Annotated in this window: 21 protein-coding genes; 12 read left to right on the top strand and 9 right to left on the bottom strand. The window is 59.7% G+C overall.

The genetic code is table 11. The features are described 5' to 3' along the window. The first annotated feature begins 113 nt into the window (after positions 1 to 113). Positions 114 to 2,324, top strand: coding sequence for a carboxy terminal-processing peptidase (locus AAF358_01585; protein MEM7704212.1), 2,211 nt, complete (start codon positions 114 to 116; stop codon positions 2,322 to 2,324). A 65-nt stretch (positions 2,325 to 2,389) separates the two neighbouring features. Here the strand turns inward: AAF358_01585 and AAF358_01580 are convergent, their stop codons facing one another. The 4 genes from AAF358_01580 to AAF358_01565 all read right to left on the bottom strand — a co-directional run bounded on the left by AAF358_01580 (position 2,390) and on the right by AAF358_01565 (position 7,036). Further along, on the bottom strand, positions 2,390 to 3,742 hold the full coding sequence (locus tag AAF358_01580) for a leucyl aminopeptidase family protein (GenBank protein ID MEM7704211.1): 1,353 nt from the start codon (positions 3,740 to 3,742) through the stop codon (positions 2,390 to 2,392). Positions 3,743 to 3,942: 200 nt separating this feature from the next. Next, on the bottom strand, positions 3,943 to 4,620 hold the full coding sequence (locus AAF358_01575; GenBank protein MEM7704210.1) for an HAD-IA family hydrolase: 678 nt from the start codon (positions 4,618 to 4,620) through the stop codon (positions 3,943 to 3,945). A gap of 16 nt (positions 4,621 to 4,636) precedes the next feature. Next, complete coding sequence (locus tag AAF358_01570; GenBank protein MEM7704209.1) at positions 4,637 to 5,521, bottom strand: substrate-binding domain-containing protein; 885 nt, start codon at positions 5,519 to 5,521, stop codon at positions 4,637 to 4,639. Between the two features lie 159 nt (positions 5,522 to 5,680). Then, entirely contained in the window at positions 5,681 to 7,036 is a 1,356-nt protein-coding gene (locus tag AAF358_01565) for a Do family serine endopeptidase (protein MEM7704208.1), read from the bottom strand. A 319-nt stretch (positions 7,037 to 7,355) separates the two neighbouring features. Between AAF358_01565 and AAF358_01560 the strand changes: the two genes are divergently transcribed. After that, positions 7,356 to 9,503 carry an adenosylcobalamin-dependent ribonucleoside-diphosphate reductase gene (locus tag AAF358_01560; protein ID MEM7704207.1) on the top strand — a complete coding sequence of 716 codons (2,148 nt, stop codon included), beginning with the start codon at positions 7,356 to 7,358 and terminating at the stop codon, positions 9,501 to 9,503. A gap of 80 nt (positions 9,504 to 9,583) precedes the next feature. After that, on the top strand, positions 9,584 to 10,309 hold the full coding sequence (locus AAF358_01555) for an NrdJb (protein MEM7704206.1): 726 nt from the start codon (positions 9,584 to 9,586) through the stop codon (positions 10,307 to 10,309). 84 nt (positions 10,310 to 10,393) lie between these two features. Here AAF358_01555 and AAF358_01550 read toward each other — a convergent pair whose 3' ends face one another. Both AAF358_01550 and AAF358_01545 read right to left on the bottom strand, forming a co-directional pair. Next, the gene (locus tag AAF358_01550; protein MEM7704205.1) at positions 10,394 to 12,004 is read right to left on the bottom strand and encodes a PepSY-associated TM helix domain-containing protein; all 1,611 of its coding nucleotides are present in this window, start codon (positions 12,002 to 12,004) and stop codon (positions 10,394 to 10,396) included. A 249-nt stretch (positions 12,005 to 12,253) separates the two neighbouring features. Then, positions 12,254 to 12,520 (bottom strand): hypothetical protein, encoded by a 267-nt coding sequence (locus AAF358_01545; GenBank protein MEM7704204.1) that lies wholly within the window; start codon positions 12,518 to 12,520, stop codon positions 12,254 to 12,256. Between the two features lie 202 nt (positions 12,521 to 12,722). Here AAF358_01545 and AAF358_01540 point away from each other — a divergent pair, with 202 nt between their 5' ends. From AAF358_01540 to AAF358_01525, 4 genes are all read left to right on the top strand, one after another. After that, a complete protein-coding gene (locus AAF358_01540) occupies positions 12,723 to 13,223 on the top strand; it encodes a sigma-70 family RNA polymerase sigma factor (GenBank protein MEM7704203.1) in 501 nt (166 codons plus the stop codon). Positions 13,224 to 13,304: 81 nt separating this feature from the next. Next, positions 13,305 to 14,318: a FecR domain-containing protein gene (locus AAF358_01535; protein ID MEM7704202.1), complete on the top strand. Its 1,014-nt coding sequence runs from the start codon at positions 13,305 to 13,307 to the stop codon at positions 14,316 to 14,318. A gap of 112 nt (positions 14,319 to 14,430) precedes the next feature. Continuing rightward, positions 14,431 to 16,815, top strand: a complete 2,385-nt coding sequence (locus tag AAF358_01530; GenBank protein ID MEM7704201.1) for a TonB-dependent receptor — start codon at positions 14,431 to 14,433, stop codon at positions 16,813 to 16,815. A 327-nt stretch (positions 16,816 to 17,142) separates the two neighbouring features. After that, on the top strand, positions 17,143 to 17,763 hold the full coding sequence (locus tag AAF358_01525; protein MEM7704200.1) for a hypothetical protein: 621 nt from the start codon (positions 17,143 to 17,145) through the stop codon (positions 17,761 to 17,763). 20 nt (positions 17,764 to 17,783) lie between these two features. Here the strand turns inward: AAF358_01525 and AAF358_01520 are convergent, their stop codons facing one another. Further along, the gene (locus AAF358_01520; GenBank protein ID MEM7704199.1) at positions 17,784 to 18,365 is read right to left on the bottom strand and encodes an RNA 2'-phosphotransferase; all 582 of its coding nucleotides are present in this window, start codon (positions 18,363 to 18,365) and stop codon (positions 17,784 to 17,786) included. Then, positions 18,366 to 19,247, bottom strand: a complete 882-nt coding sequence (locus AAF358_01515) for a LysR family transcriptional regulator (protein ID MEM7704198.1) — start codon at positions 19,245 to 19,247, stop codon at positions 18,366 to 18,368. 105 nt (positions 19,248 to 19,352) lie between these two features. On the opposite strand from AAF358_01515, the gene AAF358_01510 reads away from it, so the two are divergent. From AAF358_01510 to AAF358_01490, 5 genes are all read left to right on the top strand, one after another. Next, positions 19,353 to 19,865: a hypothetical protein gene (locus AAF358_01510; GenBank protein MEM7704197.1), complete on the top strand. Its 513-nt coding sequence runs from the start codon at positions 19,353 to 19,355 to the stop codon at positions 19,863 to 19,865. Positions 19,866 to 20,027: 162 nt separating this feature from the next. After that, a complete protein-coding gene (locus tag AAF358_01505; protein MEM7704196.1) occupies positions 20,028 to 20,810 on the top strand; it encodes a CmcJ/NvfI family oxidoreductase in 783 nt (260 codons plus the stop codon). Positions 20,811 to 20,816: 6 nt separating this feature from the next. Then, positions 20,817 to 21,803: an LLM class oxidoreductase gene (locus tag AAF358_01500; GenBank protein ID MEM7704195.1), complete on the top strand. Its 987-nt coding sequence runs from the start codon at positions 20,817 to 20,819 to the stop codon at positions 21,801 to 21,803. Further along, complete coding sequence (locus tag AAF358_01495; protein ID MEM7704194.1) at positions 21,803 to 22,612, top strand: SDR family NAD(P)-dependent oxidoreductase; 810 nt, start codon at positions 21,803 to 21,805, stop codon at positions 22,610 to 22,612. The genes AAF358_01500 and AAF358_01495 overlap by 1 nt, the downstream gene beginning before the upstream one ends. A 36-nt stretch (positions 22,613 to 22,648) precedes the next feature. Beyond that, entirely contained in the window at positions 22,649 to 23,494 is an 846-nt protein-coding gene (locus tag AAF358_01490) for an enoyl-CoA hydratase/isomerase family protein (protein ID MEM7704193.1), read from the top strand. A 196-nt stretch (positions 23,495 to 23,690) separates the two neighbouring features. On the opposite strand, the gene AAF358_01485 is transcribed toward AAF358_01490, so the two are convergent. Beyond that, positions 23,691 to 24,374, bottom strand: a complete 684-nt coding sequence (locus AAF358_01485) for a phosphatase PAP2 family protein (protein MEM7704192.1) — start codon at positions 24,372 to 24,374, stop codon at positions 23,691 to 23,693. Between the last annotated feature and the right edge of the window lie 198 nt (positions 24,375 to 24,572).

The following is a 24,572-nucleotide window of genomic DNA, read 5'->3' as shown; positions in this document are numbered from 1 at the left end:
CAGCGGTAGGGTCCGGGGCGCAACGTTTCGGGTGAAACCCTTTGGTATCTTTTGTGGTCCTAAAGGAACCGCTGGCCGGAGTGCCAGTTCCCCGGCGTACCAAGGAGAACTGAATGACGCGCGTCAAGAACACCGCCCCAAGTGCCATCTCACTGGCTAATCGGCTTGCCGCTCGGCTGACCGCAACGCTTAGCATCGCCTTGCTGGTCGCCGGCGTCGCAACGGCCAAAACGCCCGAGCGGCCGCTGACGCTGCAGCCCGAACCAAACCAGCTCGAGGCCAGCCGTTGGGCAACCACCTTTCTGACGCGCGCGCACTACAAGAAGACCCGCCTCGACGACACGCTGTCGTCAGCGATTTTGGATCGCTACCTGGAAAGCCTGGACCCTAATCGGGTGTTCTTTATGGATTCAGACGTCCGTCAGTTCGAAGCTTTCCGGACGGTCCTCGACGACGCGCTGAAAAAGCAGGATCTGTCAGCGGCTTTTGTCATCTTCAACGTTTACGCTCAACGGGTGAACGAGCGGATCGAATTTGCGACCGCGCTGCTCGAAAAGCCGTTCGATTTCGAGATCAACGAATCGCTTGAGCTCGATCGATCTGAAGCACCCTGGGCCAAGACCGAAACTGAGCTGAACGACATCTGGCGGCGGCGAGTGAAGAACGACATGCTGCGTCTTCGTCTGGCCAACAAGGAAGAGGAGAGCGCCAACGACGTCCTGCGTCAGCGTTATGAAAACCTCGACCGGCGCGTTTCTGAGCTGGATTCGGAAGACGTCTTCCAGTACTACATGAACGCATTCGCGCTCTCGATCGAGCCCCACACCGGCTACCTGGCGCCCCGCAGCTCAGAGAACTTTCAAATCTCCATGCGGCTGTCGCTCGAAGGCATCGGCGCCGTGCTGCAGCGCGAGAACGAATACACGACCATCCGCCGCGTTGTGCCCGGCGGCCCGGCCTCCAAAGACGGCCGGCTGAAGGTTGGCGATCGCATCATCTCGGTCACCGAAACGCCGGGCGAAGAAGCGACCGACGTCGTCGGCTGGCGCCTGGATGATGTCGTGGAACTGATCCGCGGAACCTCCGGCACCGAGGTGGTCCTTGAAGTGATTCCGGCGGAAACCGGCATCGACGGCCAGCCGGTCAACATCGGCCTGGTTCGCGACAAGGTGAAGCTGGAGGAGCAGGCCGCCCAGAGCAGCACCTTCGAAATCGAGTGGCAGGGCAGCACGCACCGGATCGGCGTGATCGACTTGCCGGCTTTCTACCTCGACTTTGCCGCACGCGCCCGCCGCGATGAGGACTATCGTTCTTCGACGCGCGACGTGAGAGCGCTGATTGCCGGGCTCAAGAACGAAGGTGTCGACGGCATCGTGATGGATCTTCGCAACAACGGCGGCGGCTCGCTGGCCGAGGCGACCGACCTGACCGGTTTGTTTATCGATCGGGGCCCGGTTGTGCAGGTTCGCGATTCCAGCGGAAAAATCGACGTCGAGACCGACGGTGACCGCGGCGCTGCCTGGGAAGGCCCGCTGGTTGTGCTGGTAAATCGCCACAGCGCCTCCGCGTCTGAGATCTTCGCCGCAGCGATTCAGGATTATGGTCGTGGCGTGGTCATCGGTGAGCCGACCTTCGGCAAAGGCACGGTGCAGAACCTGATCAACCTCGACCGCTACGGTAAAGGTGACGATCCGAAATTTGGCCAGCTGAAGCTCACCATTGCCCAGTTCTTCCGGGTTAACGGTGGCAGTACCCAGCACCGGGGTGTGATTCCTGACATCATCTTCCCGACCGCCGGCATCGAGGACAAGTACGGTGAAAGCTCGCTGGACAACGCCCTGCCCTGGACCAGCATTCCGCCGACACGCTACAAAATCTACGACGACCTGACCGGCATCCTGCCCGTGGTGGAGCAGCGCTCGCAGGAGCGGCTGGAGAACGACGCCGAGTTTAAGTATCTACTGGAAGACATCGCCACCATGCGCGAAGCCCGAGATCAGACCCGGGTATCGCTGCTCGAAGAGGCGCGCCGGGCGGAGCTCGAAAAGGAAGAGGAGCTGCGGACCGTTCGCAAGGCCGCCCGCGAGGCTTTTGCCAAGTCGGCCAGCGACGACGTCAAGCTGCTCTCGACCACCAACCCGGATATTCCGCCTGAGGCACTGAACGCCGAGCTGGAAACCGCCAACGACTATGAGGACGACGCGCCCGACGTTCTGCTCAACGAAACCGTACGGATCCTGGGCGACATCATCAGCCTGACCGGCGAAGGACAGCGCACCGCAGCTCTCACCGAGAAGCGGGTTCCGGAAACGATCACCAACTGATCGACGCACGGGCGCCGCAGCGGCGCCCGTGCAGCTTTTTCACCGAAATCTCGGCGCCAGCCGCTTCAGCTGGGTGGCGCGTAACGCTTCCGCAGCAGTTCAAACACCGCGCGCATACCGAGGGCCTCACCCCCTTTGGGACGGCCGGGTCGGTTTGCCTGGTTCCAGGCGTACGTATCGATGTGTACCCATGGAATGTTGTCCGTTACAAAATGCTCGAGGAAAAGCGCCGCGGTGATGCAGCCGGCGAAAGCAGAGCCACCGACGTTGTTCATATCAGCGACCGAAGACTTCAGCATCTCTCGATACGGCTGATAGAGCGGCAGACGCCAAAGCGGGTCCTGCACGGCAGCACTCGCCGCCAGCAGGTCTTCCGCCACCCCATCGTGATTGGTGAAGAACGGCGGGACGTCGGGACCCATAGCGACCCGGGCGGCTCCCGTCAGGGTGGCAAAGTCGATGATCAGTTCAGCGGACATCTCGCAGGCCAGGGTTAGCGCGTCCGACATCACCAGGCGCCCTTCGGCATCGGTATTGCCGATTTCGATGCTGCTGCCTTTGCGTGTCGCAATGACGTCCCCAGGTCGATAGGCGTTGCCGGAGACCGCGTTCTCTACCGCAGAAATCAGCACCTTTAGCTGTATGGGCAGCTTGTGCTGCATGATCAGCCGCGCGACGCCAAGCACGTGCGCCGCGCCCCCCATATCCTTTTTCATCAGGGCCATGCCGGCGCCGTTTTTCATATTGAGGCCGCCGCTGTCGAAGCAGACTCCCTTGCCCACCAGCACAACCAGCGGATCGCTGGGCTTGCCCCAGCGGAGCCTGATCAGCCGCGGCTTCTGTTCCGCGGCCCGTCCAACTATGTGGATCGCTGGATAGTTACGCGTGAGCAGTTCATCGCCGACCACCTGTTCGACGTCGGCACCAAAATCCTCAGCCAGCGCCTCTGTGGCTTGCGCGAGCTCCGCTGGCCCCATATGTTCGGCCGGCGTGTTGACGAGGTCTCGAACCAGCGCTGTCGCCTGCACTTGGCACTCCACCTCCTCGGCCCAGGCTTCGGGCAGCACCAGCTCAACGGACGAGTCTTTCGGTTTGAGGTACCGAGTAAACTGATACTGGCCGAGCAGAAACCCCACAGCCATCTGGCGGGTCGAAGGTTCATCCCAGTCTTCGTCCAGCTCGTAGCGACCGCCCCCCAACTTCTGACTGACACCACCGAGAGTCCACAGGTCTCGCCCGCCGCCTGCGCCGCACAGCACGCTGGACACGGTGCCGTCATCGTCGGGCAGCAGGAGCGTCTGGCCGCTGCCACCGGTGAATCCCGCAGCTTTGGCCCAGGACTGAACCTTCGGCGACTGGTTGTTAAGCCACGACGGGAATTCGGTTTCTGTCAGCGTTTGTAGCTTGATGATGGTCATTATCGATCCCTGTGAAGCGGCGCGAGCGGAGACTGTGCCTGCCGAGGTGTGAAGCGCTATCGGCTTCCTAGACCTATTGTGCTGGCAGTGGCCCTTGCTTGCCAAGCCGAGCAACGCCGTCGCCGAGCGTTGGCGGCCTGGCGCCGTCGACCGAAGGTAAAATCCCGACTTTGTGCCTAGCCGCCGAAACTCAGTGTCGCCTACAGCGTTTCCAACAGCTCCGGCAGCTCTGTCAGGGATCGTATGACCGGAACCTGCTGCAGCCCACCGGACCGTTGCTCCCGATTGAGCCAAACCGCCCGCATACCTACCCGCAACGCGCCGGCAACGTCTGCTTCGAGATGGTCCCCGACGTGGAGCACCTCGTGGGGCGCGAGCTCCAGCGCCGCCAGGGCGTGCTCAAAGATCGCAGGCGCCGGCTTGGCCACGCCGACCTGAGCGGCCCTCACGTGATGCTCAAACACTTCGCCAAGCCCGATCCGATGCATGTCCGCGTTGCCGTTGGTGATGGTCACCAGGCGGTAGGCCGGGTGCAGCGCCCGCAGAGTCGGCCGGACATCGGGAAAAAGCTGGACCTCGTTCCGCGCGGACCAGAACACCTGAAACGCTGACTCCACGTCTTTCTCATCACAACCTGCCGGGCGCATGGCCAGGCTCAGCGTCATCCGGCGCATCGCCGACAGGTCGTGGGCCAGGTGGGGATGGTCGGTGGCCACCGACTCACGAAGCTCTCGCAGCACCTTCGGGTCGAGCCTCGGCGCCAGATCGGGGTGTCGTCGCACGATCCACTGCTGCATCCGTCGCTCCGCACGCTCGATGACTGGAGCAATCGGCCAGAACGTGTCGTCCAGGTCAAAGGAAAGGGCCTTGATGGGCATCGCGGTGCTGGGTGCGTTACTGGCTGGACTTCAGCCCGTTGAGCAGGCGCGTGCGTTCGAACTGCCGCGAGGCCAGCCCCAGCCCGTCGTTGTAAGGCACCACGCCGTTGCGGCGCAGGATCCGGCGGGTGGCGGTGCCGGTTGCCATCCGAATGAACTGCCGAATGTCCCGCCGATTTACCGCGTCGCTTCGAATCGCCAGGTACATTGGGAAATACAGCAGGTAATCGCCGCTTTGGATATTGCTGATCGCGGGGGCAACACCCTCAACCAGCAGCAGCTTGAGCCGGCGCTTACGCGCAGCAGAGTAGTTGACCACGCCGAGCGCCCGCGGCTCGCTTTCGACCGCCGCGATAATCTCTTCGCTGGTCTTGAACCGCCGGGTCGCTGCCAGCGTTGCCCCGGGTTGACGCAGAATCAGGTCACCCAGGTTAAAAGCCACACCATCGAGCGAGTTTTCGTGCGCGAGCAGATCGATGGCGACGCGCTCTCCCCCCAGCTGATCCCAGCGAGTGAGCGAGCCCTGGTAGATATCCGCCAGCTGCTGCAGCCGGATATTCAGAATCGGGTTTTCCGGGTGCACGATGACCACGAGTGCGTCCCAGGCAACGGGAAACACCTCGACCTGGCGCTCCTGACGATCGTCGCGTCGCGCCGCTCGCGAGGTGCCGGCGACGTCCACCTCGCCCGTGGCGGCCTTGCGCAGCCCAAGCTCGGTGGGCACCACCTCAAGCTCATAGCTGGCGCCGCTGCGCCCGGCACTGTATTCGATCAAGCTGGACAAGAAAGCCTGTTCGCTGGCTGGGTCCGCAGCAATCTGCAGGCCCTGAGCCAGGCAGCAACCGCTGCTGAACAGCGCAACAAAAGCCAGACGGGCAGCGAAACGAGCTGCTGATGTCATGTACGCTCCAGCCGGGCTTCTGCAGACCCGGCTCTGTTCTCGTGAAACGGTCAAGTGGTTTGCCGCGCGAACCCCCACGCGCGACGCCTCTAATGTACCACGCCGTTTCGCCCCAGGCTCACAATTGTCGTCGACAGTCCTTGAGCCCGAGTAAGCAGCCTACTCGATCACCACCAGATAGCTGCGGCCGCCCCGCAGCACGCTGAGCACCAGCGAATCAGAATCCGGGTCCATTTCCTCTTGTGCATTGGCGATGGTCGCCACCGGCTTGCGGTTGACCCGATGCACGAGATCGCCTGGCTTCAGGCCAGCGCGCGCCGCGCGGCTGCGCCGCGACAGCTCGGTAAACACGATGCCTTCCACGCCGACCCGCTGAGCCAGCTCACCGTCCAGCTGCCGAAGTCGGGTTCCACTCAGCAGCGGATGCAGCACGCTGCCGTCCACTTCGGTCAGCGCGGTCTCCTCCAGCACCACCGTCAGCTCTTCGGTTTCGCCTTCGCGAACTACCGTCAGCGGCACTTCCTGCCCCACCGGCACCAGCCCCTCAGCGTTGCGGAACCCGTCGGGGTCGGTGACGGCTTCACCCCCGAGGGCGACGATCACGTCACCTTCCTCCAGGCCGAGACGCTCCGCCGGAGAGTCCTTACGCACTTTGGTAATCACCGCGCCCGAAGCGCTCTTACCCATGCCCAGGGCCTCCGCCAGTTCGGGGTTCAATGCCTGCAGGGTGACGCCCAGCTGGCCTCGGCGGACGGCGCCGAACGCAACCAGGTCACTCATGACGTTGGCGGCAATGTCGGCGGGGATCGCAAAGCCGATGCCGACGTTGCCGCCGCTGGGGGAGAAAATCGCCGTATTGACCCCCACCAGCTCACCGCGAAGGTTCAGCAGCGCGCCGCCGGAGTTGCCCGGATTGATCGACGCGTCGGTTTGAATGAAGTTTTGGAAGTTCAGGCCCCGCAGCCCGCGCCGACCCAGGGCGCTGACGATGCCTGAGGTGACCGTTTGACCGAGGCCGAACGGATTACCCACGGCGAGCACAAAGTCGCCCACCCTCAGATTAAAGTCGGTGGCCAGCGGCAGCGCCAGGAGGTCTTCGGGCGGAATCCGGATCAACCCCACGTCGGTGGCCGCGTCGGTCCCCACCAGCTCAGCCTCAAAGGTGCGTCCGTCGTGTAGCGTGACCTGAATCTCGGTGGCGCCATCGATCACGTGGTTGTTGGTGAGCACCAGGCCTGCCTCAGCGTCGACAATCACACCGCTGCCCAGGCTCTGGCTGACGCGCTCTCGCGGCATGCCAAAAAAGCGTCGAAAAAACGGATCGTCACCGAATGGCTGGCGCACCTTCACCCGAGTGCGGGAATGGATGTTGACCACCGCCGGGGTGACGCGCTCCAGTACCGGCGCCAGCGACGGGAGCGGCTGACCGTCAACCGCCGCCGGTAAAACGGCCTGGGCCTGGCCGGCGGAGGACAGAATCAGCAAAATAACGATGGCAGAAATGCTGCGAAACATGGGCGTCTTACCTGGAAAATGACCCTTACTGGGACCACAAAATCGTGAGATTGATCCGGGCATAATGCCCGGATCGGCTTCCGACGAGGCGTATTTCCGCTAAGTGATTGATTCTCCGTAGGCGGCCCCTGATTCTTTCAATAAGATTCTGCAAAGAAATTCTATCTATCTGTTTTTATTGAATAAATATAATTTGACAATTAGCCCCCTCAGGACTACTGTGGGGCCAAGACACAACATCTTGTGTCTATAACTCAAATAAATAACTAGAGATAGTGTTGCCCCGGTCTGTGGGGCTTCAGGGAGAATTGTCCGAAAAATGAGCAGCGTCCGTCTCGAGGCCGTGCCTAATGGCGTGTCCGACATCGCTTTTCAGCCCGCGTCGGTTGATATCTGGGATAAGAAATATCGTTTGAAGAGCAAAACCGGCGAGGAGATCGACGCGTCGATCGATGAAACCTATAAACGGGTCGCCAAGGCGCTGTCAGACGTTGAGTCAGGGGAAGAAAAGCGCGCCTACTGGAACGAGCGGTTTCTGTGGGCCCTGCGACGAGGCGCCATTCCGGCCGGCCGGATCACCTCCAACGCGGGCGCGCTAGAGCACAAGCCCGCAACGTCGACCATCAACTGCACGGTATCGGGGACGGTTACCGATTCGATGGACGGCATCCTGGACAAGGTCCATGAAGCCGGCCTGACGCTGAAAGCGGGCTGCGGCATCGGCTATGAGTTCTCCACCCTGCGTCCCCGCGGCGCTTACGTCTCGGGCGCTGGCGCCTACACGTCCGGCCCGCTGTCGTTCATGGATATCTACGACAAGATGTGTTTCACCGTCTCCTCCGCCGGCGGCCGCCGCGGCGCGCAGATGGCGACGTTCGACGTGTCTCATCCAGACGTCCGCGAGTTCATCCGGGCCAAGCGGGAAGACGGCCGGCTGCGGCAGTTCAACCTTTCGCTGCTGATCACGGACGACTTTATTGAGGCTGTGAAAACGGACGCGCAGTGGCCGCTGGTATTTCCGATTCTGGAAAAAGAAGCGGATGACGTCGATCTCACCGATCCGGAGGCGGTGGTCTGGCGCGATTGGCCGCTGGAGAAGGGATACGTCCGGAACGACCTGGGCCTCGTGGCCTGTAAGGTGTACTCGACGGTACCAGCGCAGCGGGTTTGGGACATGATCATGTCCTCAACCTACGATTTTGCCGAGCCCGGTTTCATCCTGATCGACCGCGTCAACGAGATGAACAACAACTGGTTCTGCGAAAACATCCGGGCAACCAACCCGTGTGGTGAGCAGCCGCTGCCGCCCTATGGCTCCTGCCTGCTGGGTTCGGTCAACCTGACCCGGTTTGTCGAAAACCCGTTCACCGACAAAGCCGAGTTCAACTGGGACGAGTACCGGGAGACGGTCCGCGTCTTTACGCGGATGCTGGACAACGTGGTCGAGATCAACGGCCTGCCGTTAAGCCAGCAGGAAGAAGAGATTCGCCACAAGCGCCGCCACGGCATGGGCTTCCTGGGGCTGGGCTCAACGCTCACGCTGCTGGGCATGAAATACGGATCACCCGAATCGGTCGAATTCACCGAGACCGTCTCCAAGGAGATGGCGTTGGCGGGCTGGGAAACGGGCGTTGAGCTCGCCCGGGAGAAAGGGCCGGCGCCGATTATGGACACGCTTTTTGCGGTGGACGCAGAGATGCTGCGCAAGCGCCCGGAAATGATGCGCGACGGCTACAAGCTCGGCGACAAGATTCCCGGCAAGGTGCTTCACGCTCGCTACAGCCGCTACATGCAGCGTGTCGCGGAGGTGGCGCCGGAGCTGGTCGACTCGATTGCCGAGGAAGGCTGCCGCTTCACCCACCACACGTCGATTGCGCCGACCGGGACAATCTCTCTGTCGCTGGCCAACAACGCGTCAAACGGCATCGAGCCGAGTTTTGCCCACCACTATTCCCGGAACGTGATTCGGGAAGGGCGCAAGACCAAAGAAAAGGTGGAGGTGTATTCGTTCGAGCTGCTGGCCTACCGGTCGCTGATCAACGATGACGCGATGCCGTTCAGCGATGATCCCGAGAACAGCCTGCCGGAGTATTTCATCACCGCTGATGACATTACTCCTAAGCAGCACGTCGACATCCAGGCGGCAGCCCAGCTGTGGGTGGACTCATCCATCTCCAAAACCGCCAATGTGCCCACCGATTATCCTTATGAAGACTTTAAGGAGATCTACACCTACGCACACGAGAAAGGGCTGAAGGGATGCACCACGTTCCGCTTCAATCCCGAGGCGTTCCAGGGTGTGCTGGTCAAAGAAGACGACCTGGAGAACACGACCTACCGCTTCACGCTGGATGACGGTAGCACGGTCGAGGTTAAGGGCAACGAAGAGATTGAGTACGACGGTGAAACCCATTCCGCGGCCAATCTGTTTGATGCGCTGAAAGAAGGCTATTACGGTAAGTTTTAGTCGGCGCCGCTTAACCTCACGCAATCAACCAGCTGCGGCCGGCCATTCCGGCCGCAGCATGAAACACCGGAAGTAAAACCATGACTGTAAAAATCGCCAGCAAAATTGTCGGCTACGAAGTTCTGACCCCGGAATCCGAGTCTCAGCCCGATACCACTGCCAAAGAGAAAACCAACAGCGGCGCCGAAGTGATCCGCATGACCGAAAAGGTCGAGCGCCCGGACGGGTTTGATTGCCTGGAGGGCGCCACCTATAAGATTCGCACGCCCTTGGATGAGCACGCCCTGTACGTCACCATCAATGACATCATCCTCAACAAGGGAACCGAGCACGAGTCCCGACGGCCCTTCGAGATTTTTATCAACTCGAAGAACATGGATCACTTTCAGTGGATCGTTGCCCTGACGCGCGTGATGTCAGCCGTGTTCAGAAAAGGCGGGGACGTCACGTTCCTGACCTCCGAGCTTCAGGCGGTATTCGACCCTCGCGGCGGCTATTTCAAGACTGGCGGCAAGTTCATGCCTTCGCTGGTGGCAGAGATCGGCGCAGTGGTGGAGCACCACATGCGCGTGATCGGCCTGATCAAGGATGAGCCAGAGGACCCCGCCCAGGCAGCGATGCTGGCGGAGAAGCGAGCGGAAATCGAAGCCAAGGACGCCGCTGCCGCCGCGCAAGCCGCACCGTCTGCCGACGGCGAAAACTATCCCGAGTCAGCCACGCTCTGCAGCAAATGCAACACCAAAGCGATGGTCGTAATGGACAACTGCGAGACCTGCCTGGCCTGCGGCTACTCCAAGTGCGGGTGATGGTCTGATTCTTTGGGGCAAGCCTCAAGAGTGCCCCAGAACCTACGCCGATAGTTGCTTAGCCTTTCGGATCTTGTCTGACCCTTATGCAGACGGGTTGGGGCTGGTTACCTCGGGTAGTGAAGCATGCGAAGCCCGAGGGGCGTTGATCCAGACACTGTTAGGATCGCCTTCGCGAGACCGCCGATGTACGCCTCGCGCCATGCGCCAAAAGGCCACCGCGCCGGCAAGGGCCAGGCAATCCACGGCGAACAGCGGCCAGTGGCCGCCGGCGAGACTGCTCCAGATCGGCATGCCGATAAACACGGCGTCGAAAACCGGGATAGCGGCTGAACACACGGCCGCCAGGTAAAGCAGGTCCCGGGCCCCATTGGCTACCGATCGAAAGAACGCCCAGGCGATTGCGGCGAGAAATACGACGTAATACGCCAGCTCTGTCAGTTCAGCCCGATTCGGCAGTTCGGCCACTCCGCGGCTGGCCAGGAAAGCTGCTGAGACGGCAGCCATGCAGCCGATACACACGCCGCTGTTGAGCCGCGCAAGGAAATACCCCGTGCCCGGCTGCTCGGTTTTTCTACGGCGCCGGCGCGTTTCAACCCAGAGCAGGTTGCCCGAATAGAAAAGGTAAGCACCCGCGAGACCGAGAAAGAAATAGACCCATTTCGCTGTAAAGCCCCCAAAATCGACAAAGTGCAGGGAAAGCAGTCCGCTATACATCGTGCCGCCAACGCCGGCGTCAGCCGGATGATTCATGCTGAGTAGCTCGCCGGTTGACGCGTTCAGCATGACGCCAGCGTTGGCCGAGAGGGTTCCTTCGTTCACCCGTCCAAAAACATTGACCGTGGCGTTACCATCGCCGGCGTTGGTATAGCGGACCTGACGCGGCACCATGCCGGGCAGATGTTCTTCAGCGGCCGCCATGACTTCAGCAAAAGAAATCATCGGCGCAGCCTCACCGCTGGCCTCCAGCGGCGCAACGACGCCCAGCTCGCTGCCAATCAGCTCTAGCAGGTCCTCCTCGAAGACGGCAAGCTGGAACGGAGCCAGGAAAAATATGCCGATCCCCAGCAGCGCGCTGCTCCAGGCGAACATAAAGTGCCACGGCAGTGAGATCACGCCGACCACGTTGTGGGTATCGAGCCAGAACCGCTTCTTGTTCTTGCCCTTACGAATGACCAGCAGATCTTTCAGAAAGTTTGGAATGAAGATGACGAGGCCCGAAACGATGGCGATGCCGTAAATCAAACAGATGATGCCGAGCACGTAGAGCCCAAAGCTGGACGGGAGCCCAGCGGTATAGTGCAGCCGATAGATAAAGCCGGCCAGATGGGCGTTGTCTTTTTCCGTGTTGAGCTCTCCGCCCGCCGTGAGCCGGTACTCGTAGCGCTCAAACTCACCATTGTCCTGGCGCTCAAACCAGTGCAGCTCATGGCCGGGATGTTCAGCTGACGATGGATAGACGCGAAAATTCTCCGCCGCGCCCGGATCGACCTCGAGCACCCGATCGATCAGCGTCTGCGCGATGGCGTAGTCCTGCTCGTCGACAACAACGCTGGAGTAGCTGTCCCACTCCTCCAGCTCGTGGAAAAAAACGGTCATCGCACCGGTATAGAAGGCGATGAACAGCGCCAGCCCAGCCCCCAGGCCCGTCCACGTGTGCACGCTGGTAAACGTCTTGAGCGTGAGTGATTTCATGCGCCACCAACCGTTGTCATTTTTAAGACTTCAATCAACCCAAAACCCACCACAGAAATCCCAATGAGAACCGCCGCGGCCTTTTTGGCCGTTGGAATTAGGTAACTCAGGCAAGCAATGGCAATCCAGAGCGGGAAAACCATCAGGAGGGAAGGCAGCCTAAGCGCGGCGACGGGCGGGGTCGCAACCAGAAAGAGCCCAACCAGCGCCACCGTCGCCGGCGCCGACAGTAAAACCGCGACAAACGACCTAGCGACCACGACGTTCCCTCAGCAGCATATCGGCCCAGGGGGAAATGGTGGTAGCAAGCATAAAGACCGCAAGCAGCGTGTAAAAGCCGGACCAAAATCCGCCAAGCGCCCGACCAAAGTAGAACGCCACGCCAAGACTCAACAGCCCGAGCAGCGCGAGCCCCCGGCGCCTCCTGTCAGTCGCGTAGCGCACGCTTGCGTGGATGGCGACAGCCGAGAGAACGGTCAAAAAAATGCTGACAATAACGGACATGGCTTCAGTCATTCATACAGGCCGCGGCGCAGCCTGGCCGTTTCGGGAACATCTTCTTGTGGATATCAGTCATGGCAGTCCGCTTACTCATGCTCGGCGACTTCCCTCGCTGATTCGCGAGGAGGCCGCAGCTGGAGCTCCTTCCAAGCTATATTGCAAATGCTTCTCAATTGAATTACAACCGTTACCGTCCTCCGCTTCAAGGCCAGTCTCGTTGTCGTCTGACGCAGATACGACCAATAACGGTCTTTTTGACATGCTCCGCGAACTGTCGATCGGTCGCTATGCGAAGCGTCTCGCCAACAATCAGGCGGACGCTGACGATCTGCTGCAGACCGTGGCCGAAAAGCTGTTAAGACGGCCACCGACGGTTCAGGAGCCGGGACACTTTCTCCAGCGAGTCGTTCGGAATGCCGCCATCGACCAGCACCGCGCAAGAAACGTTCGAGCGGATTACGAATCGCAGGCGGAGCTGCAGACAGCGGGCCTTGAACAGTCGCCGGAGCTGGCGCTAACGCTCGCGCAGATCCAGGGTGCGCTCAGCAACTTGCCAGCGCTTACGGCGGAGATGTTTCGCCTTCACTACCTCGACGGGTTAACCCAGCGCGCCATCGCCGAGCGGTTTCATGTTCACGTGTCGAGCGTGGAAAAGCGCCTGACTAAAGCCCGGCGCCGGTGTTTGGCGGCGGTCGAGGTTGAAACCCTCGGTAACTAACATCCGCCTTACGGCTGCCCTTGCTGACAGTCGTTTATCGGTATAGTTAAAGCTGCTTTCGGTGCACAGTGGATGTCCATAGTGCCAACCTCCCATTCTGACGACGGCCTACGTGCTGAGGCGCTTGCGCTTCTCGAAGCAGCGAAAGCGACTCCGTCTGAGGACAACCGCCGGGCGCTGGCCAGCTGGCGAGCACAGTCACCTGACCACGAGCGGGCGGCAGTCGCCGCCGAGCGATTCGCTGCAGTTGTGCCCGAGCTGACGCGCCCGGCGCTGACGCGCCGGCAGCGATGGTCAATGCGGCTGGGTGTTGCATGGGCGCGATCCGAACGGAGCGTGGCCCCGCTGGCAGGTATTGCCGTTGCTGCGGTTGTGCTCGCCACCGTTCTGGTTGCTCCGGAAGACCCGGTCGCGACGGCGCCGATAGCGGCGGCGCCGCAGCCACAAACCAGTCGCTTCGAAACGGGCCCTCGGCAACGCCAACAGCTCACGCTGGATGACGACAGCACCGTGTGGCTCGACTGGCGCACCGAGGTGACCGTTAGCTTCACCGATGATGCAAGAACCATTGAGCTAAAGCGTGGTCAGGCCGCTTTTGACGTGACAAAAGACCCAGACCGACCGCTGTTCGTTAAAACCGGCAGCGTTACAACCCGCGTCACGGGAACGGAGTTTGTGGTTCGGCAGAGCGCAAGCGGCGTCACCGTCAGCGTCATGGAAGGATCCGTTGAGGTGCTCACGGCGCTCCGCAACCAGCCTATCGCGCTTCGCGCGGCACAGGGCGCCAATGTCGCCCCGGACCAGTCCGTCGAGATCATCGACCTCAACCCAGAGGAATTGGGTACGTGGCGCGATGGCGTGATTGTCCTGCGAGACCGACCGCTGCTGGAGGCGCTCGAGATTCTGGAACCGTACACCTCCTACCGACTGGATACGGCTCGCCTGTGGGATACCGGAGCCACGGTCAGCGGCACCTTCTTTATCGATCGAGCCGACGCCGCGCTGCTGTCGGTGATCCAGGCTGAGGGCCTGGCGGCCCGCACCGAAAGGCCAAACATACTGGTTATCTCACGCCCGAGACCCACCCGCCCCTGACCAACGCTCAACGCCTTTACGGGTACCCCCATCGACGCCCGTCTACCGTGTTATGGCCCCGCGCTTCGAGAACCCTTCGCAGACGCGCCATAGCACCCAAAGGAGAGGCAACTTGCTCAAACTACCTGCACCGCAAATCCTGCACGCTGCGGCGCTGCTGCTGACATTTCTAGGCGCCTTGGTTCCGCCTGCGGTCTTGGCCCAACCGTCGCAAGAGGAGATTTTCGAGCTGAATATTCCTGCCCAGCCGATGGCCGACGCCCTGAACGCCTTTGCGCGGGCGACGCAGCGGCAGGTCGCCGCCAGCGGCTCAGCCATTCGAGACATGCAAAGCCGAGCTGTCGCGGGGTCGTTCACCGCGCAGGCAGCGCTTGAGCGCATGCTGGAGGGTTCGGGGCTGATCATGTCATCGATCAACGACGTGGATTTTTCCGTCAGCCCGGGCGCCGGCGTGTCAAAACCTGACACCGTGCCCGAACGATACAAGCTGGCTGAGTTGACGGTGTACGGCGAGCGGATCAACCGTTCGCTGCAGGACACACAGTCCAGTATTTCCCTATACACCGGTGAGGAGCTAGATCGGGACGTGGGCCGCGATCTCTTCGACCTTATCGACCGAACGCCGGGCGTTACCGTGACCGGAACTCGGCTGGGATTCACAATCAGGGGCGTCTCTGGCCGTGGAATCGGTGGCGCCGGATCCGGCTCGACAATCAACATCATGGTGGACGGCGCAAGTCTGCCTCCGGAACGATCGCTGCTGAGCGGTCCAATCAGCACCTGGGATCTGGCGCAGGTCGAAGTGTTCCGAGGCGCCCAGTCCACACAAACCGGCCAAAACGCGCTGGCCGGCGCCATTCATATCCGGTCCGCTGACCCAATTTTTGGTCAGGAATTCAAGCTGCGGGTAGACCAGGGAACGCTGGACGAGCGGCGTTACGCGGCGGCCGTCAACGTCCCGCTCGGGGAGCGGGCGGCGATCCGGCTCAGCGTAGAGAGTTATGAAACGGAGGGCGACATCCGCAACGCGTTTACCGGCGAGGAGCAGGGCGATCGGTCGCTCGACACCTATCGCCTGAAGTTTCGGGTCCAACCCACCGACCAGCTCGATATTATTGCCGCCTACGTCCGCGCAGATAACAGCTTTCCCGGATTCCGGGTGGACGAAGCACCCTTTCCACAGGAAAGAATTGCGTCCACGGGCACCCTGGAGGGCCAGGGTGAAAATGAGCAGTACTCACTGCGCGCTAGGTATGAAGTCAATGACCGCTGGAATATCGACCTGGAGGCAGCCTACGTCGAAAACGACTTCTTTCAGCTCATCTCGCCGGCGCCCGTCGACCCGCTCCCGCTGACCGGCGGTTTGAGCTTTGTCGCGGACACCACCTCCTTTGAGGCCGGCGCCAGCTACGGTGGGGAGCGCGTTCGGGCCAACGTCGGCGTTTTCTACTCGAAGCGAACGAATGATGAGCTTTTTGGCGCCAGTTTTCCGGGCTTTGTTTTTCTGCCGGTCCCGCCTGGCGTGACGGTCACCTCCAACAGCACTGAGGACTCGGAGATCACCAACCTCGCAGTCTTCGGCGAGGCCGAGATCGACCTCAACGACCGCTGGATGCTCACGGTCGGCGCCCGTTTCGACCGAGAGGAACAGGAGAGCCTGCTCGATGGCACGCTGACCCTGGACCCGCCGCTGTTCGAGCTGCCGCCGTTACCGGCTGAGCTGCTGGAGGCTGACTACGATGCGTTTTTGCCAAAGGTGGGCATTCTGTACCGCTGGCACGAAGACTTGAGCGGCAGCTTCACCGTTCAGCGCGGCTACCGAGCGGGCGGCGCGGAAACCCTGCTCACCGGGGGGCTCAATGAATTCGACCCGGAGTTCACCACAACCTACGAGTTTGCCCTGCGTTCCCAGTTTCTCGACCGCGCGCTGACTGCCAACGCGAATGTCTACTATACCGACTGGGAAGATCAGCAGGTTGTTGTGCCCGGGCCCTCCGGGACTTTCCTGGATCAGCTGACGGATAACGCGGGCAGCTCGAAGCTTTATGGCGTTGAGCTCGAGACGACCTACGCCCCGACCGCCAATACAGAGTTCTACCTTACGGCTGCGTACGCGGTCACCGAACTATCGGACTTTATCGCGGCCAATCAGCTCACGGGCGAACCGGAAAACCTTCGAGGAAACGAGTTCGCGCAAGCCCCGCGGTGGACGGGCTCGGTGGGTGTGGCCCACCGCTTCACCAACCGATTTGATCTCGATATTGATGGCGGCTTTACCGACCAGTCTTTCCTGAGCATCTTCAACGATCCGGCTCAGATCTCCGACTCGTTCTTCATCGTCAATGCCCGCATTGGTTACCGCATGAAACACTGGTCTGCACACCTGTATGCAAGGAACCTGTTTGATCGCCAATACCTGACACGAAGGCGACTGGATGATTCCAACACCGCAGGCGACTCCCGAGTGGTTGGCGTTACTTTGACCGCAGACTTTTAGCGGCCGCCCAGTTCACATTGATCGCGTCCTGCGCCAGCACCTACGCTCTATCGCGCAGGGCTAAAATCAGCGAAGCGGCGTGGCACCACATTTGCGCCAGTGGGCTTATCCAAGACGAGTCATAGGAACCTGCTCAAGCGGCCGTACTGACAGCGAGGCGAGAGCGATGCCATTGGCGCGGCAGCCGCTGCGCAGGCAGCAGTATCATTGCCAGACAGCGATAGCTGCACCCGTTTCAAGCGGGCTTTGCAGAAAGTGCAAACGAAATACTGATTTCTCCAGGTAAAATGCTCGGCGTTTGCGTCAGAAATCGTTCGGGGTTTTACGTTGAGTTATCAAGCAGCACATGAATCAGGTGATGTAACCCATTTTCAAAAGGCCGGTACCCGAAGAATACCGCTTGCTGAGCTTGCTCTTATTCTAATCGGCGCATTGGTTGCGCTCGGTCTCGAGGACTGGCTCGACGAGCGTCAAAAGACCGAACGCGCAGAAGCGCTTTTGCTTTTGGTGAGCACCGAACTCGCTTCTAACAGAAGCAAAATCGCAGAAGAAATTGAATACCATCGAGAGATGGTCGAACCGCTGGCTGATCGTGTGCGTGTTTTTCGCGAAGATGGCGAATTCTCGTTGCCTGATGGCTGGGAGGGAACCCGTCCCATCGCTCTCGCGAGCACCGCTTTTCAGTTAGCGGTATCATCAAACCTGCTGGCGCGTCTTGAACCCACCACGGCGCTGGAGATCGCGAGCGTTTATGAGCTGATCGAACGCTCTGAAATTGATCGAGCAAACCTGTCTCTTGCGACGCTACAGACCGATTTCCGCGACGGAGATCGCTATCTGCGTCTGCTTTCTTATGCCGTTGTTCAGGAAGTGAGTCGAGCGGATACGCTGTCGACAAGGCTGGCATCTGCGTCAGATTTGCTTGAACGAGAGATCACTAAACTCTAAGGGCCAGTCAGCAATTGTCCTTATTTTGCAGGCACTTTAGATGAATCGATGGTAGTTAAGTCAACATCGATAAAGCCGGTCGGTATCGGACCAGTTAACCAAACGCCGTTACCGGAAAGAAGAAACTCATGACCACTCTCATACATTTCGGCGGCTCGTATCGCTAAGACAACATGTGTTTCGCCGCGCCTTCTTCCGGCCACCTGGATCGCTGTATGTATCGAAGCAGATAGATGCACGTGCTGGCGACTCATTGGCATGACGGCACCGTCTTCCTGAATTGCGTTCCAGCGCTCCAGCGTAGTTCCGTGGAACAAAACCTTGGGAGGCTGGGACAACGAGCCAACGCGGACCGCTATGCTGTGACCTTGCTGCGCCCTGATGAGGCGACCTGAAATTCGATACCGTTGTTTCGCATCCTGCTGAACAATTTCGCAAAGAACCTGTTCATCAAACTCCGGGTAGCGGTGTTGTAGGCGCACTATCAGCTCATCAATGCTTGCCCAGCCGTCCGCGCTTAGAGAAATTCCTACTTCACCAGGGTTGTGCCGCAAAACGTAGCTCAAGAATTTGCTGATCTCAGTCTTCCGGTGAATGTCCATCTAGGTACGAAACAATGTGACGGAACCAGCGTGTTTGAGAATGCAGGATCGCAGTTCCTTCGCTGCTTTTAGGAACTGGCCCGACGGTCGTTCAATGAGGTAGTAGGTTGTGCTTGGGAAACCTCTGAGCGGAATTGCCTTCGTTTGACGGGGCGGGATACAGCAGCCGTTGACGATCGTGGCGCCTAGACCAAGCGATGCGAAGTGCATAGCAAGCTCCCAGCCTGGTGCCTCCATCACAGGATTAAAACGCAGGTTCTGTTCTTTGATGGAATTCCTAACCATATCTCGCAGCGGACTGGGTTGAGGAGGCAGGATCATGGGCAGATCATCAAGATCTGCTACAACAACCGATTTTCGACTGGAAAGCGGATGATGCTTCGCCACTACCAGGTGCGGCGCAACATCCAGCAATGGCGTTACATCTAGACCTTTCGGCTCCTCCAGCAATACGGTTACACCCATGTGGGCAACGCCTCTTGTAACAGCCTCGACTGTTCCGGAGCTATCGTTGACCTGAATCCGGAGGGCTCCTGGGTTTCGGTTCTGGAAGGCTCGAATGCCCTGTCCCAATAGATACAGGTAGCTACCGCGACCCGCAGCGAGCGTTATGGGTAGGTGACTATCCTTTCCTTCGACCGTTCCCTGTAAATCGATCAGCCGCTCGCGGGTCTGCCTGGCGAACCTGGCGACCTCATGGCCAGCAGGTGTCAGGAAGAGCGATCGACCCTTCTTACCATAAAGATCAACGCCAAAGTCTTGTGTGAGATTTTGAACCTGCTTGTGCAGAGCGGGTTGAGTGAGATGTCTCTGTTCGGCCGCACGGGTGAAATTAAGCGTTTCCGCGAAAATTCTGAAGGACTCAAGGGCATCGAAATTCATCCTTTAACTATAACCACAATTGATAGCCCATAGAAAATTACAAATTCTGATTATCACTTCAGGTCCGTAAAGTTGCTGCCCAGGTTTAAGCATGTAGAAAAGAAGATGAACGGACAAAAACTCGGATTGGACTTTGGAAAGGTGATTATGGGCGCGACCAAAAACGGCCGTGCCGACACGTCATTTCTGGGAACAACCTTCGCTGAGGCGATGAAATCACTTCCGGAAGAGGGAGCAATCGAGTCAACACGACAGCTTGTAGAGCTCTTTTCCGGGGATGTTTGGATTATCTCGAAATGTGGGCCATCGGTTGAGAACAAGACCAAGGGCTGGCTCAAACACTGGAATTTCTACGAAAAAACGGGATTGAGCCGCGCCAAGGTGCGCTTTTGCCGAAAGCGTCACCACAAGGCCGGCATATGCAGACAACTGGGAATCACTCATTTTGTGGATGACAGACTGGACGTGTTGATCCCAATGGATGGCATCGTGTCGAACCGGTATCTCTTCGGTGAGCAGCGAAAAGGCACAGAAATCCCAGCTTGGGCAACAGCCGTTGGAAACTGGCGCCAGTTGCTTGAACAATTCCCCGGCAGCCATTCCGTCCTTGGACCCTAACCGTCGCCCGAAACGATTCGTCCGAACCGCGGGATTTGATTGTTTTTCTAAAAACTCAAACTTCCTTTACGTAGTTTATTTCGATTTGCGATAAAAATATCCTTTGTGCTCTAGATGCGGAAGGCGCCCTAGGCGCCCAACAAGCGGCAGAAGGATTTAGCAATGAGCACATCGGCTTTGGTGAACTATCACGTGAGAAGTGAGGCGCGGCAGGCGTTTCGCTTCGACGTGGGTGGCGTCATTGGCAATCTCGAGTCGCCGGAGCTAGTCCCGACGAGAGTTGAAGTTGACGACCTGCGGGACGGCAAACGCACGGTAGATTTTGCCGCCGACGGTATCACCTTCGAGCAGTTTCCCAGTGCCGAGAGTCGTTTCGACAACTCCCGTGACTGGGAGGCTGCCTACGATTTGGAGCTGACCAAACTCCTGCGAGGCCGAATCAACGCTCGCGAGGTCATCGTCTTCGATCACACCGTTCGTGTCGATGACCCCGGCGCTCCGCGCAAGCCTGCGCGAAACGTACACAACGACTACAGCACCGCCGGCGCCAGGCAGCGCGTGATCGATTTGGTGGGTAGCGAAGCCGCAAGAGACTATGAGGCCGGGCACTACGCCTTCATCAACGTCTGGCGGCCCATCGAGCGACCGATCGACTCCTCGCCGTTAGGATTTATTCGCCCGGAATCGATTGAGCCTGACGACTGGATGACGATCGATCTCATTTATCCCGACCGCGTCGGCCAGATTTTAGGCGTTGCGGCTAACGCGTCACACAGCTGGTTCTACCTATCCCGGATGCGGCCGGACGAGGTGGTGATCTTCAACATCTATGACAACCGTGGGCGCCCCTTCCTCGGGCACAGCGCGCTCGACATGATCGAGCCTAAAACGACGCCCACACTCAGAAAAAGTATTGAGAGCCGGACGCTTGTCCGCTTCGGATAACTGACGATGACGTTTGCCCAAAAACTGGATCTCGGCCAGCGCTTTGCGCAGATCAACCTTGGCTACGCTTCCGTGTTTTCACCGGGCGAGCTGTCGCTGGGGCTGGTGGTACCGATCGAGTCGTATCCAAACGGCCCGGTCCCCACGATGACCGACCACGTCAAACGCGTGCAGCTGGCCGAGACCTTAGGTTTCTCGGCGGTGTGGCTGCGCGATGTGCCTTTCAACGTGCCGGCTTTCGGTGATGCGGGGCAGACCTTCGATCCGTTTGTCTATCTAGGCGCGCTCGCCATGCAGACTCAGTCGATTGCTCTGGGTGCTGCCAGCATCGTGCTGCCCCTGAGGCACCCGGCTCATGTTGCTAAGGCGGCAGCCACCGCTGACGTGCTGTCGGGCGGACGCCTGATTCTGGGCATCGCCTCCGGCGACCGGCCGGAAGAATACCCGGCCCTCGGTATCCCGTTTGCCGATCGAGACGTGCGATTCCGGGAAGCCTATGAATACATCCGCGGCGTGGCCGAGCGTCAGCCCTCGCTGGACAGTGGGTATGGTCGGGTCAGCGGCGGCATCGACAGCCTGCCGAAACCCGTCGGCGGAAAGCTCCCGCTGCTGATCACCGGATCGAGCCGTCAGTCACCCGAGTGGGTGGCGGCAAACGGAGACGGCTGGATGACCTATCCCCGGCCTGCCGCAGCTCAGTCGAACCTGATCCAGGCGTATCGGGATGGTGTCTTGGCCGTGAGCGAATTCGACAAACCGGTCATGGAACCGCTTTACATCGACCTGGTTGACGATCCGACGGCAGCGCCTCAACCGATTCACCTTGGCCTTCGGCTCGGCACTGACGCACTTCGAACCTATCTGGAAAGCCGAAGGGACATTGGCGTCAATCACATTGCGCTTAATCTGCGCTTTTGCCGGGGCAACATTGAACGCACGCTCGAAAAGCTGTCGGTCGAGATTTTGCCTTACTTCAAAACCAGGAACTCATGATGAACAAAACCATTTTGCTCACCGGCGCCACCGATGGCATTGGTCTTGAGACCGCCAAACGGCTGGCCGCTGATGGCCATACGCTGCTGATTCATGGACGCAGCGACGCCAAACTCCGCGCCACCGCCGAGCTCCTTTCTCAGATACCGGGGGCCTCAGCGATCGTGACGCAGCAGGCCGATCTGTCTCGACTCGAGGAGGTCAAGCAGCTCGCAGCGGCCCTGCGGCGCGACTACGAGACGCTCGACGTCCTGATCAACAACGCAGGCGTCTACGAGGTGGCAAATCCGCTCACGCCCGAAGGTGACGACGTCCGGTTTGTGGTCAACACGATTGCCCCCTACCTGCTTACGCAGGAGCTGCTGCCGCTCATGCCCACGACGGGAAGGGTCATCAACCTGTCGTCAGCCGCCCAGGCGCCCGTCGATCTCGCTGCGCTGGACGGCCAAAGACGCCTAGGCGCCAGCGACGCCTACGCGCAAAGCAAACTCGCCTGCACCATGTGGACCTTCCATCTGGCCCAGCACTGGCCCACCACCGCACCCTCGATTATTGCGGTGAACCCCGCGTCGCTGCTCGGGAGCAAGATGGTCAAAGAAGCCTACGGTATGGCCGGCAAAGATCTGAGTATCGGCGCGGACATCCTCTGCCGCGCGGCTTTGAGCGATGAATTTGAGGGCATTACGGGTCGTTACTTCGACAACGACCGCCAGCAGTTCTCCCAACCGCACCCCGACGCCCTGGATCCCAACAAGAACGCTGCCGTGGTTGCAGCCATCGAAGCGGCGATCGGCCGGCTAAGCCGTTGATCGATCCGACTTAACCCCGACGCAAAGGACAACATCATGAAATATGAAGGCTTTACGACATTTTCGACCGAACAGCAGGACGGCATCCTGACCGTCACGTTCAACTTCGGGTCGGTCAACGTCCAAGGGCAGGAGATGCTCGCGGATCTGAATAGTCTAGCCATGCGGCTGGAACGCGATCGCGAGACCAAGGTTGTTGTGTTTCAGTCAGCGAACCCGGAGGTGTGGGTTTGTCACTACGACACCGAACTGCTCAAGGACATGTCTGATGAGGCGGTTTCGCGCGAGGAGGCTCAGCTCCTCGACCTTCAGGCGGTGTGCGAAAGAATCAGCAAGGCACCGCAGGCAACCATCGCCAAGCTGGAGGGCTTTGCTCGCGGCGGTGGCCATGAGCTGGCGCTGGCGCTCGATATGCGCTTTGCGGCCCGCGGGAAGTATAAGTTCATGCAGATGGAAGTGGGCATGGGCATTCTCCCGTGCGGCGGCGGCGCATCGCGGATGGCCCGCCAGACCGGACTGGGCCGGGCACTGGAGATCATCCTGAGCGCGCGCGACTTCGACGCTGACGAAGCTGAAGCGATGGGCACTATTAACAAGGCGCTAGAGCCCGATGAAATTGGTCCCTATGTCTCGCAGCTGGCCCAGCGCATCGCGAAGTTTCCCGCCGAATCGATCAACGCCTGTAAGCAGATGGTGTACGAGTCGATCGACCGCCCCATCGACGACGCGCTGAAGGCCGAGGCGTATTGGCTCTACCAGGCTACCAGCAAGACCCCCGCCCTTAAGCGGTTCCGCATCGCCGATGAGCAGGGCCTGGAGCACGACATGGAAAACCAGCGGAAGTGGAACGATCTCGTGATGCAGGTGCAGGAGATCCAATGATCAGGGGCTCTGGAGAGCCTTAGCTCGCTATACCGAGGCTTTGTCGATCGCCGTACGGACTAAAGCTTCCAGAACCAACTGGGCTCTGGAAGCGTTCGAACCGATAGGCTAAGGGTCGCTCAACGCACGCAGCTCGGGCCGAGGTATCGGTGCATCCACCGGGTTGGTCGGCGCGCACCGATGCGGCCTTGGGTCGCTATGGCGCAGACTTCGCCAGCTGAAATGCGAGCCAGAAGGCCAATAGACTCACGCCAGCAATCGCACCCGCCAGGCCGGAAAGGACCGGCGCTGCATGGTGCTCCAGTTCGGTGACGGCGCTAAGGGGGTAAGACCGTAAGAAGACAGCGTAGGCAAAAAGGGCAAGGAGGACGCCGGCGACAAGATCGACGAAAAAATGCTGTTTCGTGAACAGCGTTGATACGGCCACCAAGGCCGCACAAATGATCGCGATCCACCCCAAATCCTGTCTGACTCTAGACACCGCCAACGCGGATACAAAAGAGTGCGCAACATGAAGGGAAGGAAAGCAGTTATGAGGCGGGTCTGCCTGGTAGAGAAATTCGAGACCCCACGCTGCAAAACCCGTTCCCTCAAAGTCTTCGGGCCGGGGTGCGATGGTCGGGAATAGCAAAAACCCCGTAAAGGATAGCAACCAAACCGTCAGATAGGCCCGCACCGTTCGCTCGACCAAGTCGGCCTGCTGAATCACCAGCAAGGGCACCAGGATCAAATAAAAATAAACCGTCCCATAGACCAGAACCCAGGCGGGGACCAGCGGTATCCAGGCATCCACGGCCAACTTCGGGGAATGAGCCGTTTGGGCATCCGTGAACGACGCGATCAGCAGATAACCGGGGACCAACATAACCAGAATCACCATCGAGACGGTGACTCGGTAAGGCCGTACTAACGACCGCCGAAGCAAATCTCGCTTTTGCTGTGTTGAGGGCTTCACGGGCCCATACCGTTCACTGCCTGAACGCCATTGTGGCACCGCGGCACGAGGCGGCCAATAACCGAGGCTATTGTTCGAAGCCTTTTCCAACGGTCATCTAGGACCTGTTCCCCTCAGATTCCG

This window comes from Pseudomonadota bacterium (genome assembly GCA_039033415.1).
Classification (GTDB): domain Bacteria; phylum Pseudomonadota; class Gammaproteobacteria; order Xanthomonadales; family SZUA-38; genus JANQOZ01.
The sequence above is the reverse complement of the archived record's forward strand: the minus strand, read 5'-3'. Positions and strand labels throughout refer to the sequence as shown.